Source organism: Nitrospira defluvii, from assembly GCF_905220995.1.
In the GTDB taxonomy this organism is placed as follows: Bacteria; Nitrospirota; Nitrospiria; order Nitrospirales; family Nitrospiraceae; genus Nitrospira_A; species Nitrospira_A defluvii_C.
In genome coordinates this window covers 327323-343679 of the sequence record NZ_CAJNBJ010000001.1, presented here as the reverse complement: position 1 = coordinate 343679, position 16357 = coordinate 327323, and the positions used below count along the sequence as shown (strand labels likewise).

Annotated in this window: 8 protein-coding genes; 2 read left to right on the top strand and 6 right to left on the bottom strand. The window is 62.0% G+C overall.

Annotated features, from left to right (window positions below):
* Positions 1–79: 79 nt before the first annotated feature.
* Complete coding sequence (locus KJA79_RS01685) at positions 80–3235, top strand: efflux RND transporter permease subunit (RefSeq protein WP_213040264.1); 3156 nt, start codon at positions 80–82, stop codon at positions 3233–3235.
* On the opposite strand, the gene KJA79_RS01680 is transcribed toward KJA79_RS01685, so the two are convergent.
* Positions 3224–6502 carry a glucosidase family protein gene (locus tag KJA79_RS01680; protein WP_246507360.1) on the bottom strand — a complete coding sequence of 1093 codons (3279 nt, stop codon included), beginning with the start codon at positions 6500–6502 and terminating at the stop codon, positions 3224–3226. The genes KJA79_RS01685 and KJA79_RS01680 overlap by 12 nt on opposite strands.
* A 220-nt stretch (positions 6503–6722) precedes the next feature.
* Between KJA79_RS01680 and KJA79_RS01675 the strand changes: the two genes are divergently transcribed.
* On the top strand, positions 6723–8093 hold the full coding sequence (locus KJA79_RS01675; RefSeq protein WP_213040263.1) for a glycosyltransferase family 87 protein: 1371 nt from the start codon (positions 6723–6725) through the stop codon (positions 8091–8093).
* A 20-nt stretch (positions 8094–8113) separates the two neighbouring features.
* On the opposite strand, the gene KJA79_RS01670 is transcribed toward KJA79_RS01675, so the two are convergent.
* The 5 genes from KJA79_RS01670 to KJA79_RS01650 all read right to left on the bottom strand — a co-directional run bounded on the left by KJA79_RS01670 (position 8114) and on the right by KJA79_RS01650 (position 16248).
* Positions 8114–8701 (bottom strand): class GN sortase, encoded by a 588-nt coding sequence (locus tag KJA79_RS01670; RefSeq protein ID WP_213040262.1) that lies wholly within the window; start codon positions 8699–8701, stop codon positions 8114–8116.
* Entirely contained in the window at positions 8698–10836 is a 2139-nt protein-coding gene (locus KJA79_RS01665) for a marine proteobacterial sortase target protein (protein ID WP_213040261.1), read from the bottom strand. Before KJA79_RS01665 ends, KJA79_RS01670 begins: the two co-directional genes overlap by 4 nt.
* A gap of 93 nt (positions 10837–10929) precedes the next feature.
* Positions 10930–11754 carry an OmpA family protein gene (locus KJA79_RS01660; protein WP_213040260.1) on the bottom strand — a complete coding sequence of 275 codons (825 nt, stop codon included), beginning with the start codon at positions 11752–11754 and terminating at the stop codon, positions 10930–10932.
* A 404-nt stretch (positions 11755–12158) separates the two neighbouring features.
* Entirely contained in the window at positions 12159–14873 is a 2715-nt protein-coding gene (locus KJA79_RS01655; protein ID WP_213040259.1) for a sigma 54-interacting transcriptional regulator, read from the bottom strand.
* Between the two features lie 13 nt (positions 14874–14886).
* A complete protein-coding gene (locus KJA79_RS01650; protein ID WP_213040258.1) occupies positions 14887–16248 on the bottom strand; it encodes a tetratricopeptide repeat protein in 1362 nt (453 codons plus the stop codon).
* Between the last annotated feature and the right edge of the window lie 109 nt (positions 16249–16357).

Below are 16357 nucleotides of genomic sequence, written 5' to 3'. Positions count from 1 at the left end.
CCGGGGCCGGTTGCTGGTTGCCCCGTCTTGCGTGCGCTGCCCGGACGAGGGCGAGGGGAAGCACAGGGAGAAGCTGGATATGATTGAACGGCTGGTGGGCTTTGCCTTGGCGCAGCGATTCATGGTCTGTCTTGCCGGACTCGCCCTGCTGTTCGGCGGCCTCTATGCGTTCCACATTTTAGACGTGGTCGCTTATCCCGATCCTTCGCCGCCGATGATCGAGGTCATCACGCAATATCCCGGTTGGTCCGGCGAGCAAATGGAGCGGGCCATTACGTTGCCCATCGAGATCGCGTTGCAGGGCATGCCGGGGCTGGCGGAAATCCGCTCCCTCTCGATCTTCGGGTTGAGCGACATCAAAGTCTACTTCGAGTTCGGTACCGACTATTTCCGCGATCGACAGGAAATTCTCAATCGGCTGCAACTCACGGTGTTGCCGCAGAACGTGCAGCCGACCATCTCGCCCTGGTCCGCCATTGCCGAAATCTTCCGCTACGAACTGACCGGTGAACACGTGTCGCTGACGGATTTGAAGACGACACAGGACTGGCAGATCCGGCGCGAGTTCAAACGGGTCCCCGGCGTGATCGATGTGAGTACCTACGGCGGTACGACCAAGGAATATCATGTCGAGCTCGACCCCGGTCAGCTGATGAGCTACAACGTCACCCTCGACCAGGTCATGGAGGGCCTTGCCAAGAGCAACACCGACGTCGGCGGCAACTATCTGACGATGGGGGAGCAGAGCTTCAACATCCGGGGCATGGGGCTGATCAAAAAACTCGACGATATTTCGAATACGGTCGTGACGCAGAAGGAAGGCACGCCGGTGTTCATTCGCAACCTCGGCAAGACCAGTATCGGATCACGGGTGCGGCTGGGCAAGGTGGGCATCGACGATCGGGATGATGTGGTCGAAGGCGTCGTCTTACTGCAGCGTGGGGCCAAGGCCCTGTCCGTGTTGGACAAGGTGCATGAGAAGGTGCAGGAACTCAACACCCGCAAGTTGCCGAAGGGGGTCCAAATCAAGACCTTCTATGACCGCACGGTGTTGATTCATACCACCATCGAAACGGTCATCGATATTTTGATCGCGGGCGTCGTGCTGGTGTCGATCATCCTCTATGTGTTCCTGGGCCACTTCCGCACGGCGATGATCGTCGCGTTGACGGTACCGGTCGCGCTCTTGTTCACGTTCGGCATGATGGTGCTCGGCGGGCAGTCTGCGAATCTGATTTCGTTGGGCGCGGTGGATTTCGGCATCATCGTCGACTCCACCCTCATCATGGTCGAAAGCATTTTTTACCATCTCGCACATAAGTCTTCACAGGGCGTGACGGTGCCCATGCATGTGATGCGGGCGGCGCGCGAGGTCGGCCGTCCGATCTTTTTCGCCACCACGATCATCGTCATCGCGTTTCTGCCGTTGTTCACCATGACCGGGGTGCCGGGGAAGGTCTTCGCGCCCATGTCGCTGACCTACGGGTTTGCGTTGAGCGGGGCATTGCTCATGGCGTTCACCCTGGCGCCGGCCCTGTGCTCGCTGCTGCTGACCGGCACCATCAAGGAACGGGACACGGCGGTCGTGGAGTTTCTCAGCCGGCGGTACATGGCCTTGTTGGATTGGGGCCTGCGCCGTGAATGGCTGGTGGTCGGGATTGCGGTGGCGGTCCTCGTGGTGGCGATGGCGGCAGTGCCGTTCATCGGCGGCGAATTCATGCCTGCGCTGGAAGAAGGCAACATCTGGATGCGCACCACCTTGCCGGTGGATATTTCCTTCGAGCAGGCGGCTCGCCTGGTGACGGACATTCGCGGCGTGTTCAGACAATTTCCGGAAGTCATCAGCGCGGCGTCGCAATTGGGGCGACCCGACGACGGCACCGATCCCACCAGTTTCTTCAACGCGGAGTTTCTCGTAACGTTGAAACCCTTCAAGGAATGGCGGGCTGAGGTGCCGACGAAGAAGGCGCTGATCGATCAGATCGAGCAACGGTTAGGCGTGATTCCCGGGGTGACATTCAATTTCTCCCAGGCGATTCAGGACAACGTCCAAGAGGCGATGTCGGGCGTGAAGGGAGAGAACGCCGTGAAACTCTACGGCAGTGATCTGCAGACATTGGAACAGCTCGCAAAACAGATCGAGACGGTGATGAAGGGTGTGCAGGGCGTCAAGGACTTGGGCGTGCTGCACTTGCTGGGCCAACCCAATCTGGTGATCGAAGTCAATCGTGAGGAATGCGCGCGCTATGGGTTGAAGGTCGATGACGTCAACGATGTGGTGCAAGCCGCTATCGGGGGGCAAGCCGTGACCAGGATCTACGAGGGCGAACGATGGTTCGACCTCGTCGTTCGCTTTTTGCCCGAGTTCCGGAAGGACATCGAGTCGATCGGCAATATCGTCGTCAGTACGCCGGACGGCGCGCGCATTCCGCTCAAGCAATTGGCCTCCATCACGGAGCAGACCGGCGCGTTCATCGTGTACCGCGAGAATAACGAACGGTATATCCCGATCAAGTTCAGCGTCCGCGGCCGTGACTTGGAAGGGACCGTGCGGGACGCGCAGGAACGTATCGAGCAGCAGATCCAGTTACCGGCCGGCTACCGGATCGAGTGGCACGGGGAATTCGATCAGTTGCAGGAAGAAAAAGCCCGTCTCGCCAGGATCGTGCCGATCACGCTGGGATTGATTTTGATTCTGGTCTATTTGGTATTGAACAATTTTCGGGACGCGTTGCTCGTGCTGGCGGCGGTGCCCTTTTCGCTCGTCGGCGGGGTGCTGGCGCTGTTGGTCACGGGTACGCATTTCAGCATTTCGGCGGCGGTCGGATTCATCTCGCTGTTCGGCGTTGCCGTGCAAGGCGCGTTGATTCTCATCAGTCGCATGCAGGATCTGTTACGTGAGGGATGGGACGTTCGCGAAGCGATTATGAAAAGCGCGGAGGTGCGGATGCGTCCGGTCCTCATGACGTCGCTGGCTGCGGCCATCGGACTGTTGCCCGCCGCCGTTGCGAACGGGATCGGCGCACAGTCGCAGCAGCCGCTCGCGCGGGTGGTGGTGGGCGGCATGTTGACCTCGGCCGCCTTAATTCTGTTCGTGTTGCCCGTGTTGTATCAACTGCTGCATCGCTATCGGCGGCGTCCGGCCTCTTCTGAGGCGGCTGTCGCCGGGGGGCACATGGGGCAGAATGGTGGCCGGGCCGATACCCTGTCGGCGGGAACGACGTTACCCGGGTAGCGGCTCGTGCGTGATGGAGACGGTCGCGCCAGGGGGGAAGGCTGAGCCGAGCGTGATGTTGCGGATCTGGCCCTTGAGCGTGACCTGCATGGCGTGCCCATCCCATTTCCAGGCGATCGAGCCACCGGGAAGCAGGAGATTCGAGACAGAGAGCGTCTGCGAGAGCCAGTGCGGCGGAATGCCCGCGCCGATCACGACAGGTGAACCTACGGTCTCGGTATCGAGATACGCCAGCATGTCTTGTTGCAACAGCAGCAGCAAGGCCGCCGTCTCATAGTCCGGCGACACCGTCGTCCGGTCATGCCAACCCCGTGCGTACTGCCAGCCGTCGGCGACGTCGTTGGTCGCAGCCCGCGAGGTCGCCCAGGTATACAACCCGGGAGAGGCTTGGTTTCCCCACACATGGGACAGGGTGTCCCACACCTCTTCCGGCCGGCCTTGTCGCAGGAGACGGTGTGCCCTGGTCAACGCACCCGCAATCGTCAGGTTGTCCGGAGCGGGTCTGTACGCGGTCATCGGTTGTGCCAACGGGTTTTGACGTGAGGCGGGGACCGTGAAGGAGGCCTGTCGTATTGGTGACTCGTCGGGATGAGCCGGGCCGTTCCCGTTCCGTCGTTGCCAGGTCTCCAGCAGGGTTCTGGCCTGGTCGTTCCATGCGGCTGCCTGGCGATGTTTACCGAGCCGTTCCGCAAATTCCGCTGCCGCGAGCAGACCACGGTAGCTGACGGCATTGACATAAAGCGAAGGCCATTGATTCCCGATGCGGCCGACGATGACCCCCTCGCGGGCCGGTTTGGCGAGCACCTCCATCCGTACCTGCTGCCCATGCAGGAGATCGTAGGGGGAAGGCACGACGAATGGTGTCACAATCGGTGCGCGCGCGTGCAGCATGTTCTCGATCAGTCCGGCCTTCCGGAGTATGTGTGGCCAGAGCCATTGATCATGACGGGTGTCGGCGATATAGGCAGCCGATTCTGTCAGGGCCCAGATCGCCAGACCCGGTGCGTCGGCTTCCGGTCCGGCCCCGCCGGCGAAATCGTGAGTGGCCAGGAATCGCGAGAGTACCCAGCCGACCTGCGGGTCGCCCGCTCGTGAGAGGGCTGCCGTGATATACGCGCCTTGACGCTGCCAGGCGCGAAAGAACATCGTCGGGTCTCCCGGCCTGGTTTCTCCGCTGATCAAGCCCATCATCAGATGGGACCGCTGAGCTTCCATGGAACGCTGGAAATACGGGTCGGGCAGGTCGACGTGAATCGCCGGCGAAGCAGCCCTGTAGTAGTGCTGCATCTCGATCGGCACCCGTCTGTCTTCCAGCACAAGTCTGAATTCCTGTTCCCGTTGGCCGGAATCGGCCGCAAGCGTCAGGCGAGCAAATCCCCAACCGGAGGCTCCATTCCAGGTCGAGGCGGAGGATCGGGCCGTCAATCCCTCGTGTCCGTTCTCGTCACCCAGGACGATGTCGGCTGGGGCCGGCGTCACGCGGATCACCCATCGACGGTTGACGGTGAGCTCATTCCCGTCGCGTCGTAAATCGGTGACCGGCCCACCGGCCGGTCCTACGCTCCGGATGAGGACCGCCGGTGTATGGGGACTATGGTGCGTGAACCGGAGCTCCCAGTGTGTCGCGTCGAGCCTCGACCAGGAGGCGTCATAGTAGGGAGTCTTGGTCGCAATCGCGGGCACAGCCGAATGTGCCGACGGTTCGAAGGTCTGGTGAATCTCCGCCAGAGGCATGGTTTGACTGGTGACGAGCGGGCGCCCTCTGTCATCACACAGCCACAACGAGACGCCGAAACTAGGCGTCTGCGGGCTGAAGTCGCCCCCTGGTTCGTGGTAGGCGTGGTCGGCTTCTGAAGCCCCCGGGACGGCCAGCGGGATATGCCCGACCGACCTGGGCCATGGTCGACTGGGATCCTTCTGCATCTGATCGAGCATCGCCTCACGCTGCGGTGTGAAGTGCGTGGCCAACTCGACCGACTCGCGAAACTGCTGCCAATTGTTGAGCCCTGCGCAGAGGGTGAACATTCCGGCCAGCACCAAGACCCAGGGGCGTCGTCGACCCAAGGTGCCGAACGCGGTCACCGCGATGAGCAGGGGAAGAAAATTCATGCTGTACGTAAACGTCTCTTCGCCATAGACCATGTGCAGGGACAACTCGAACAGCAGCATCGCCGTCAGGACCGCCCGGAAACGCCACTGCTGCTTCACGCTGAAGACACTCCAGATCCCGGTCAACAGTAACGCTGACCACAATCCGACGGCTGCAAGACCGAGCGGACTCCCTGAACCTGGCGTGGAGAATTGAAAGGCGAGGCGTTGAGAAAGGCGAAAGGAATCGTCTCCATACTGAATATACCCGTCGTCATCCATGAGCCGAACGGCAGGGGCGACCAGCGTATGCAACGCAAATGACGCGGCGATGTGCTGCACCTGTCCCGATTGGGGATGGTTGACCCAACTGGCCTCCTTCCGGCTTCCGATAAAAAACTCTGCGGACGGGAAGATGAATTTCTGTGCACCCCAGAGCAGCACCACCAGGCAGAACGCGTTGATCGACAGCTGGACGGCCTGCTTTAAGGGCCATCGCGCCACCGTGGCTAGGAGACCGCTCATCCAGTTGGTCACCGTGATGCTCAAGGTGAGAGCGCTGGCGACCACATACGCCGTGGCTCCGACTCGGCGTTGTTCGGCAACCAGCAGCACGATTAGCGCAAACATGATCGTCCACGAGCCCCAGGTGTAGGAATTGGGGACGGGCAGCCAGAAGATCGCCGACGCGCTGGAGAGGCCGAGTATGGTGAAGAGGCCGGCATCCAGTCGCCTGCACCCCATCAGCCGCAGCATCACGAAGAGGGTTCCGCTCCACAGGCCGCCGAGCAGTCCGGTGACATAGAGCACGGCTTGCAACGCGGGGATGCCGAACAGGTGCTTGACGAGGAAGACGGGCGTAAAGGCGAGAAGCGAAAAAAGCGGGTGGACCGAAGTGCGAGAATGATCGTCCGTCGTCGAAATCATGTTGGAGACTTCACGGATCGTATCGGCCTCGAACCAAAAATCCATCGAATGCAGGAGAAACGAGGGAATGCTTCCGGCGATGACGGTCGAGGCGATGCCGACGAAGAAGACCAGGCAGGCGGTGATGAGCCAATCGGCCAAACCAAGGAGCGCCCGTTTCGGAGGAGGTTCGGGTGTCGGTGCTGGTGAGAACGGCGGTTCTTCCGGCTCCAGAGAAGGAAGCGGGCGTGCGGTATTTCCGTCGATGACCATAGTGATTCCAGATTGCGTGCAGGCCGACTCGACCACAGACGAACGGAGTGTGGTAGTGACAGATCGGACAATTCATTCCGAGACTGAAGCAGGAAGGCAACGAACCCGGTCTTGTGGAGGCCTGCTGAGGCAGGGTGCTGCAGCAAGGCCTGTAGGAACCGGCCTATGCAGGTGGGATGGTCAAGTTGCTGGGACGTTCTACCGATAAAATCGAATGCCCATGCTGGTGTTCTATGCGGGAGTCCTTGCGCTGAGCCTGTTGTGGTGGGGCGCCTTCCGGTCCACTTTCGTTCGCCGCGAACGGTGCCTCCTGCTGGCCCTCGGAGTAGTCGGGCTCTGGCTCTGGCTCTGGATCTGGAGTCTCTCCGAGCCCTCCGTGCCCTTCTCTGATTTCAACGTCGCCTATTACCCTGCAGGGCGTGCGATCATCGAAGACCTTCCCCGGCTCTTCAGACGGTGCTGGGATACGCCGGTCTGCGGATTCGTCAATATTCCGATCGTGGCGTTGCTGTTTACCCCGTTCTCCATGCTGACGCTTCGGCACGCGCAGTGGCTGTTTGTCGCGCTATCGCTGGTCGGTCTGGTTGTGACCCTGCTCTTGCTCTGGAGCATGACCGACCGGGAGCCGTCGAAACGATGGGCCATCCTGTTGCTGTTTGCGATGAACGGGCCGCTGGTGTACAGCTTGAAAGAGGGGAACCTGACGCACTGCGCGTTGCTTGTCCTGGTTGCAGGCGTGGTCTGTCTGGATCGCGGCTGGGAACGAAGCGCGGGGGGGTGTTTTGCACTGGCGGCGATCATCAAGCTTCCGCTGCTGCTGTTTGCCGTCTATTTTGTCGGGATGAAGAAGTGGCGTGCCGCGTTCGGATACGGGCTCACCCTGGCGACGATCTCCGGTCTCTCGCTTTGGTATGCGGGGTGGGCCAGTCATGTGGCCTGGTATCGGGAGGTCATTCTTCCCCTGTCCGATAAGGGGCTGAGCGCCTTCAATGTGCAATCGATCGAAGGGGTATTGCTGCGGTTACAGGACGATGCGCGCCTGTACGATTGGACGCCAGTGGCGGTGTCCCCGGATATCCGGATGGCCGGGCGACTCTGTGCGGCCCTGCTGTTCGGACTCTCGTGCCTGTTGTGTCTGCGTCGCCCCGGCACGAGGCATCGGGACACCATGTATGTGGAATTGTCGATGGTGCTGTGCCTCGCGCTGCTCATCAGTCCGATTTCCTGGACGCACTACTACCTCTTTCTGTTGTTGCCCTTGTCGTTGTATGCAGGGAACCGCCTGCCGATGCCCGATCGCGGCGGATGGCTTGCAGCGATGACGGTCGCGACGTTACTGCTTGCGCCTCCGGTGACATTTACCGAGGGAGCCGTTTCACGCGGACTGGTGGAAAAACTCCTCCTCTCCCACTATGTGCTGGGCGCGTTGCTGTTGTGGGGGGTGTTGGCCTATGCGCGATGGCGGATGGTAGAGGTCCAGCAGTTCCGGCTGGTTGTGACCAAGCACGAGTCGGCGCGGGATCGTCGGGCCTACAGCGTGCCGGTGTCTCATGTGCCGGATGAGTCTCCCGATCGAAAGATTGCCGGGTAGGCAGCCCCTACTCGATCTCCTTAATTTATCCGCTCCGCCCGAACCACGTATCTGAGCGGACCGCCTGGCGTCACGGCGTCAAAGGGATAGCAGGTCACGAAGACCACCTCCTGGCCGTCTCGTGCCAACGGAATCCCATCCCGCCGCGAATCCAACACCTGCTGCTCTGTAACACGGTAGTGAACCGTGTGTCCGTCCGCGCCGGTGAGATCCACGCGATCGTCCAGTCGCACCCCTTTGAGAAACCGGAAATGTGTGTCTCGATGGCCGGTGAGAATCATGGTGCCGGTCTCTCCCGGTAACGCACTCGAACCGACATGTCCTGGCCCGAACGCCAGTGTTCGGCCATAGGCGCCAGCCAGGACGATCATGTCCATCGACAGTCGGTTGAGCTGCAGGCGCGCGACGGGCCAGGTGTCCGCCCAAGGCCATGGTTTCGGAGTGGGTTCACCAGCCAGGGCGCGGGTCCAGGCCCGCTGCAGCAGATACTGTGCGAGCCTGGCTTTCGCAACGATATAGGATGCTTCTCCGATCTGCCAGAAGCTGGTGGCGAGCAGTCCCACCACCAACCCAGTCAGAAGCTGCTCCTTGAGTCGGCGCCGAGTCATCCGGCCGTCGTCCTGAGCTTCCACAACAGTGCGGCAGATAGGAGTGCCGACAGTCCCAGCAGGAGGTGCCATTGCATTCCGGTTGCGGTCTTCGGCAGGCCGGCCAGCAGCGCCTGATCCTGCGCGCGTGCCGGATTCATGGCGCGGTCCTGTTCAGCAGCCGAGGCCTCGGTGGGCCTGGTCGGTGTCACATCCACGGCCACCAGGCTCGTATACCGACTGACGAGGTGATGCGACAGTGCCACATCGAGCACCGCCTTGCGGACGGCGTCGCCGGGAGTGCCCTTATACGCTTCGTCCATGAGGGCCGATATTTTTTGCCTCGCCCAATGGATGGAAAGTCCTCCCTGCGCCGCAGCAGGGTGAATGGAAACTGGAAGCGTCCATGCGACGTTCCCGGCCTTTCCGCGCAATGTCGCTTGCTCGGGGAGCGAGGCGGCTTTGATCGCGAGCACAACCGGCTCGCCTTCGTACAGATCCCCGATAGTGGAGGGATAGGGCTCCAGGGTCGGCCAGCCGGTCCCGTCCAGTGTGATGTCGCTGAGCACCGGCCGCTCCAGTTTCTTCAACAGTCCATCCAACTTTTCCTTCACCTCCTCGATCTTGCCGATGTAGGTAAAGGTGCCGCGGCCGAACTCGGCCACTTTTCGCATCACGTAGCTGTTCGGAGTCGCGCCGATGCCGATGGTGAACAGGCGTCGAGTGCCGACACGATGCTGCAAGAGCTCGAACAGATCTTCTTCGTTGCCGATTTGCCCGTCGGTGAGGAGAATGAGTTGCTGGAGGCGAGACGCGTCTTGCGGGCTGTTCAGCGCCTGTCGAAGAGCCGGCAGCACCTCGGTGCCACCGTCCGCCTTGAGGTGTTCCGTATATCGCACGGCCTGTTTGATGGTGGTGATGCTTACCGGTTGCGGGCTGGCGAAGAGCGATCGGACCTGGTTGTTGAACTGAATGATGTTGAAACGGTCCTGGGCGGTCAGCCGCGTCAGAGCGGTCGCCAAAGAACTCTTCGCCTGTTCGATCGATGCGCCGGCCATTGACCCAGAGGTGTCGATGATGAAGGTGAGGTCGCGAGGCACCCGCGGCGCATTGGCGTCAGGCTGGGTCGGTGGAACGAGCATCAGGAGGGTATAGGTGTCGCCGGTCTTCCGCTCGGTGAAGATGGTCGCCAGCGGTTGGGTCCGTGGGGCTTGGCGCCAGGTGAGCTGAAAATCGCGATCGGACGGGACCGTCTCTTCTTTGAAGCTGATGTGATGGCTCTGGTCCGCGTCGGGGATGGTGATGATGGGGTGATAACGCGATTCGATGTGCTCAACGGGAAAGCCCGGGCTGAGCGTGACGGACAGGCTGAGCGGATTCACTCGCCCCTCGTCCGGTGCCACGACGGGAGGTGTGATGCGTGACGCGTCGGGGACGCGGTCGGTATCCGGCATCGTGCCTGATCCCCTGGGCGTTTGCCCTTCGATGATCACCGGCGTGCCGGGGATGTAGCGTGGTCCTACCGCCATCGGGAAGCGGAGTTGGAACTGCCCGTTCTCATATCGAACTGTCTCCTGGTACTCGATCTCGACGATGATTCGTTCCCCGGGTCCGATGTTCGCCACGGAGGTCGTGAAGATATTCGGGCGTTCCTGCTCCACGAGACTGGTCCGTTTCCCCTCTTGCTTCGCCCGTTCGTAGGTTCGCTTGGCCTCGTCCCGCTCCTTGATCTGTCCCTCGATCGTTCGCTCGCCGACCTTCATGCGCAGCTGGTCGACGGCAGCGGTCTCGGGCAACGGAAAGACATACATCCCTTCCAGCCAATCGCCCTTGCGTGTGCTCGGGTTGGTGAATTCCTGTGTGACCGTCGCGCGGGCGATGGTGCCGGTGACGACAATCTGCACGTCGGTCTTCAGAATGGGGGCCGGGATATAACGGCCCGTCCGGCCGGTCCGGAAGAGCAGGGCTCCCTCGGTGACATCGCTGATCCCCATAGTTGGAATGACTCCGGTTGTCAGCGTGGCGGGCGGTTCGGCGGAGAGGGCCGCAGGGGGCGGCGTCGCCAATCCGGAAAAAGAGAGGGCAATGCACAGCATCAGGCGGGCGGCGAGCCGGCCGGCTCGCTGTCGATGGGCAACAGAGCGTGTCGCAAGCATGTGATCCTCGTATGGTCTGGAATGATGATGACGCGGCCGCCGGATGGCCCGGGAAAGACGGAACATCTTTCCCGGGCGCGTTCCGACCGGCCATTAGTTGCCGGTGCTCGAGTCGACGGCGGTTGCTGCGGGGTCGGTTTCGACTGAAGCGGAGGCCGGGATCTCGCCGATCGGATCGACGGTCTCCGTCTCGGTGAAACGATCGACATTGTCGGCGAGTGAGTCGGTCAGGGATTCAGTGGCGAGGGGTGCGCTCACCATATGCTCCAGGCCGATCTTTCGCATCTCCAGGTGGACCCGTCGGTTCATCCGGCGGCAGACATCGCTCTTGTCGATGCACAGGGCGCCTTCCTCACCCAGGCTGACGGTGCGAATCGCCGTTTCCGGCACGCCCAGCGCGATCAGCTGTTGCTTGACGGTTTCCGCACGCTTGAGGCCGAGGATTTTGTTAAAGCTCATCGAACCCTGTTGATCGGTATACCCCTGAACCAACACGCCCCAGTCTGGTTCGTTCTTCAGGAACTCTGCATGGCGTTGCAAGGCGGCCTTGCCGTCGTCGGTTAACCCCTTGCGGCCGACTTCGAACGAGATATCGTCGTGCAGGATGTCCGTGCTTCGGCTCGCCAGAGGAGCCATCTCAACTCTGGTGGTTGGGACGGACGCTATGACCGGCATCTGCTCGGTCGAGTCCTTGAGGACTTGTGACACCTGCGCACTGTTGAGTGCTTCGGCTGAGCGGTTGCTATGAGCGGCCTCGTCGGCCTGAGAGTAGTACCAGAAGGCGGCGACCACGATGGCGAGGAATCCGACCAATCCGCTCAGGATGTAGACGTCCTTCATGTCCTTCTCCGGTCCCATGATGGTCGGGGCGACTGGTCCGGCGCTGACGGTGGCTGTGGCTGTGGGGGATTTCTGCATGATGTGGTGCTCCTTGTGTTGAGGCCGACTCGTGCGGCCTGCTGGTGGTTGATCGAACCTTCGACTGGCCCTGTGCCGCGGGGCCGGCTGGGTGATGCTCACCTCCTTCCTGCCGGGTTGCCCGCCGTTGGCCGGTGCCTAGAGCAAGGGCGAGACCAGGCGAATCCGCGCGCCTGATGACCGAAAAGTAACGGCACAACAAAGAGTTAGCGAAAATTGATCGCTGCGTGGAGACAACGATTCATGCGGGGGGCAGCGGGAATGCGGGGCTGGCCCCGCATCAGACCGACGGGGAGTCGGCCATGACGGGAGAGCTGATTCGCTGATCGCCAGTTGTTGCTGAATGCCGGGTGGCTACGGCGCTGGGGGCTTGGGGAACGTGCGCAGCGGACTGGTCCGCCGGCTTACGCTTGTGACTCGAAATGTCGTCGCACGAGGGTTTCGACGAACCTGAAGTGCCGTTCGGGAAGGTTCTTGAATCGCCGTTTGCAGTCGACCAGCGCCTCCTCCACATCGGCGAAGGGCGCGATCGTATCCATGAGGTGCGCCCTGTAGTCCATCAGCTTCAGTTCGACGGTGCGCAGGAGTGAGGGGGCTCCCGCCAGGGCCGAGGCGGCTTTGGCCTGGTCCCCCGCCGATTCCACGAGCGCCTGAAAGCAGAGCCCTTTCAGTCGTTGGGTGACCGTGCTGCGATCCCAGCCCAGGGCCCTGGCCGTGGCCTGCATGTCGAACCGGTTTCGACGCAATTGGTTCAGGACGGCCAGGTCGCCGGCCGAGTCCGGCAACAACGCTGCTGCGGTGGGTGTGTCCGCGACCGAAGTCGACGTGCCGGGCAGTCGGAGATCGCTCGCCGTGATGAGCGCCCCCTCGGCCAGCGCCACCGCCTGTTCAAGGCATTGGCGCAACTCCCGTACGTTGCCTTTCCACGATTGCGTGGTGAGCGCCTCCAGGGCTTCCCCTGAGAGCGGCATCGGGGGTTGATGGCTCTTCTGTGCGGCCTCTCGCAGACAGACTTCGGCCAGCAGCGGAATGTCTGCGGTGCGCTCGCGAAGGGGCGGCAGGTGCAGGACGAGCCCCTTGAGTCGAAAATACAGATCTTCGCGAAACCACCCTTCCGAGACTCCGCGCTGCAGATCCTTATTGGTAGCGGCGACGATGCGGACATCGACCGTGGTGGGACTGGTGGCCCCGACACGATAGAAGGTCCGGTCCTGCAGCACCCGCAAGAGTTTGCTCTGGTGGTCGAGCCGGAGGTCGCCGATCTCGTCGAGAAAAATGGTGCCCAGATGGGCGAGTTCGAAATAGCCTTTGCGGTCTGCGTGTGCCCCGGTGAAACTCCCGCGCACATGGCCGAAGAGTTCGCTTTCGAAGAGCTCGGGAGAGATAGCCGCCATGTTGACGGCAACGAAGGGTTTTGCGGCGCGGGGGCTCAATCGATGCACCGCGCGGGCACAGAGCTCTTTGCCGGTTCCCGCTTCGCCGGTGATCAGGACCGTGACCGGCGAGCGGGCCCCCTTTTTGAGATCCCGAAACATCGTGAGCATCGCCGGGTCGTTGGTGACGATCCCGGATTGTTCGCATTCGCGCCGCAGCTGCTCCTGCTCGATATTCCTCAAGGGCGCTGCGCTGATCGTGGCGGCCCGCAGGTTGTGCAGTTGCCCCTCAAGCGCGTCCATCCGTTGCCTTGTCGCTTCTTCCTGCGCCTGTGCCTCGGCGAGCATGCGTTGCAGGTCGGCGGCGAGTGTTGCCGATTCGGCTGCTTTGGATGCGGAATGGGACATGCTGGTGCGAGCGGACTCGAGGTCTTCTTCCAAACTCTCCACGGCCGTTTCTTGATAGATCAATGCTTCCCGCACCGCGACCAGCTGTTGTTGCACCGACAACATGTCCTGTTCGAGCAGCACCAGGCGTCGGGTCGCCACGATTTGGCCGAGCAGGCTGCCGGCCACGAGCAGGAGCAGGGCAGCGGTGACCGGCATTACGAAGGGTAGGACCAATCGGAGGAGGGCGAGACTGATCACTGCGACCGCCAGATAGACGAGCAGCAAGCCTGAGCCCAGCAGGATCCCTCTCCAGTCGGTCCACCGGAAGGCAGCCCAGGCCACGCCGACGGAGAGGACGAATGCGAGGACGCCTCGTTGCCACGGAGTAAGTTCCCTGATCCAGTCCTGGGTCAGGAGCGTGTGAAGGAGCTGTGCTTGCAACAGCATGTCGGTCGTGTCTTCGCCGGACGGCACCGTCCGTTCCGGTTGAGGGCGCGGTTGTGTCGTCAGGAGAACTGCTTTGCCGTTGACCAGGGCGACCAGGCGGTCGTTGTCCTTCTGTTCGATCAGTCGAAAGATGTCGAGAATGGTGGCGGAGGGGATCGGCGCCAGGGATTGCGGTCCCGTGAAGTTCAGCAGCAAACGACCCTGACGATCGACGGGGATCGTCACGTCGCCCGTGGCGCCGCCCCCTATCTGTGCGTGAGGTAGCCGTATGGAGCCGGATCGCCGTTCAATGCGTTCAAGCGGAACCTGCCAGACGCCGGCGGCCAAGGAGAGGCCCAACGAGGGGAGCTCGCTGGATCCACTGCCATGATAGAGCAGGCCCCGGCGTACCACCCGATCGAGATCGAGCACCGGTTGCAATGTGCTCTTCCCCGGCACGAGGTGCTGCGGCGGCATCATCGGTGAGGGCCCCTCCTGGTCAATAGCCGGGGCTAGGACCGCTGGATAGGCGACGGTGCCGGCCGACTTGGCTGCCTCGATCAGCAACGCGTCGCTCACGGCGCCTCCAAGGTTGGGCGGACTCGGGAGATCGAGCGGAATATCGATGCCGATGGCGGTTGCGCCGGCGTCATGCAGCGCGGTGATGAGGGTGGCTGCCAGGCTGCGATCCCACTGGCCCGCGCCGAACTGATGGTCGCCGGCCGGATCTCTGGTGACGAGGAGCAGGTGTGGATCGGGTGCCGGATGGGGGCGGAGTCGGATCCAGGTGTCGTACGGGGCCCATTCGATCGCGTGGAACGTGGCAGGGGCCGCCGTCCAGATCAATTGGCTCACGAGGAGGGCGCACAAAGCCATGACCAGAGCTTGTAGCCAGACATTCCTGACGAACAAGCGGGTGGCGGTGCTCATGCGATGGTCGTGGCTACGGTTTCGGCGGCTCGGAGGCGGCGTCGTCGAGGATGCGTTTGACGTCCTCCCGTGGGAGACCTTTCAGGTAGCTCTTGGCCCTTGCGAGATCAGGGGCCAAGCCCAGGCCCTTGGCGTAAATGCGGGCGAGAGCCATGCGGGATGGTATCGCGCCGTCGGCGGCGGTCGATTCCAGGTAACTCAGAATCCATTGGCCATGGGGCGGCAGTTGGCCATCGAGCCCCTGTTCGTACAATTGTACGAGGGTCGCATGGGAAATCTCGTTGAGTGCATAGGCTTCACGCAACAGCACCGGCAGGGCCTCGGCGGTGCGGCCCTGTTTGAGAAGAGTGGTCCCGACCGTTTGTGTCGGCTGGTCCCGGTCGAGATCGGGAAAATCCAGCCAGAGTTGGTCGCAATAGTTCTTGAACGCTTCAGCCGCTGCCTTCGATTGTTTCGTCTGTAGGGTACCCTTTACCGCCGCCAGCCGTCTGAGCTGGGTCAGAGCCTGTGAGGCCTCCGGCAACCCCTGCTCGAACGCCTGCGCCCACCAGGTGATGGCCATGAGCTGACTCTTTTCAACCCCCTGCCCTGAGCGATAGGCGTTTCCCAGGAAGTACTGCGCCTTGGCGAGACCGGCCAGTGCGGCCGCTTCCAGCTCTTGCGCCGCGTCCTTGTCGCGCCCCGCCATTTTCAGGACCAAACCTAACCGGTAATGGGCCTCGGCAAAATCCGGCTTCAGCCGCAACGCCTCCTGGTAGGCCTTGATGGCGGATTGAATGTTGCCACGGGTGTAGTGAATCGTGCCCATGCTGTAATGGGCTTGCACGAGGGTGGGATCTAAGCGAGCCGCTTCCTGCAGCTCCGTCATGGCGGTTCGCCAGTCTTGTTTAGCCATGAGCGCCGTGCCGAGATCTAAATGGGCCTGTGCAACCGTGGGATGAAAGCGCAAGGCGGTTCGGTACTCGTCGATGGCGCCATCGGTATCGCCCAGCTGAAAGAGCGTGCGGCCCAGCGTGAGTCGCGGTTCCTGGGCGTCGGGTTCGGCATGCAGGGCTTGGCGAGCCTGCGCAAGCACCTCCAGTGGTGTCAGCGGAATTGGCGTCGGTACAACGATCGGCGGTGCCGGAGGGGGCGACGGCGAAGCGGGCGGCGGCGGAGGCGCTGGTTCACTCGGAAGCGGCTCGACTCGAACGGCTTCCTGCGGCGTGCTGTCAGCCGGTGGCGGCGGTTCGGCGATCGGCGATTCGGTTTGGACGGTTTCGATTGTTGGATTGGGAGAGGGCGCGTCTTGCGCACTGACCGGCAGGGACTGGAGCGGCAACGTGACGCTGATGAGCAGGACCCACCGTCCAAAGGCGACGCGTTGCAGGAACATAGGCGCTGACAGGCCTCCAGGTAAAAAAGATCGCTCTATATACACATAGATGGGAGGAAAATTCCACGGGATCTGAGTGGGGGATCTCTCTTGCGAGGCAGTTCACGTG

What these genes read in the sequence shown, in the direction of transcription:
- KJA79_RS01685 (WP_213040264.1), top strand. Translation starts at nt 80, where the DNA reads ATGATTGAACGGCTGGTGGGCTTTGCCTTGGCGCAGCGATTCATGGTC.
- KJA79_RS01680 (WP_246507360.1), bottom strand. Translation starts at nt 6,502, where the DNA reads ATGGTCATCGACGGAAATACCGCACGCCCGCTTCCTTCTCTGGAGCCG.
- KJA79_RS01675 (WP_213040263.1), top strand. Translation starts at nt 6,723, where the DNA reads ATGCTGGTGTTCTATGCGGGAGTCCTTGCGCTGAGCCTGTTGTGGTGG.
- KJA79_RS01670 (WP_213040262.1), bottom strand. Translation starts at nt 8,701, where the DNA reads ATGACTCGGCGCCGACTCAAGGAGCAGCTTCTGACTGGGTTGGTGGTG.
- KJA79_RS01665 (WP_213040261.1), bottom strand. Translation starts at nt 10,836, where the DNA reads ATGCTTGCGACACGCTCTGTTGCCCATCGACAGCGAGCCGGCCGGCTC.
- KJA79_RS01660 (WP_213040260.1), bottom strand. Translation starts at nt 11,754, where the DNA reads ATGCAGAAATCCCCCACAGCCACAGCCACCGTCAGCGCCGGACCAGTC.
- KJA79_RS01655 (WP_213040259.1), bottom strand. Translation starts at nt 14,873, where the DNA reads ATGAGCACCGCCACCCGCTTGTTCGTCAGGAATGTCTGGCTACAAGCT.
- KJA79_RS01650 (WP_213040258.1), bottom strand. Translation starts at nt 16,248, where the DNA reads ATGTTCCTGCAACGCGTCGCCTTTGGACGGTGGGTCCTGCTCATCAGC.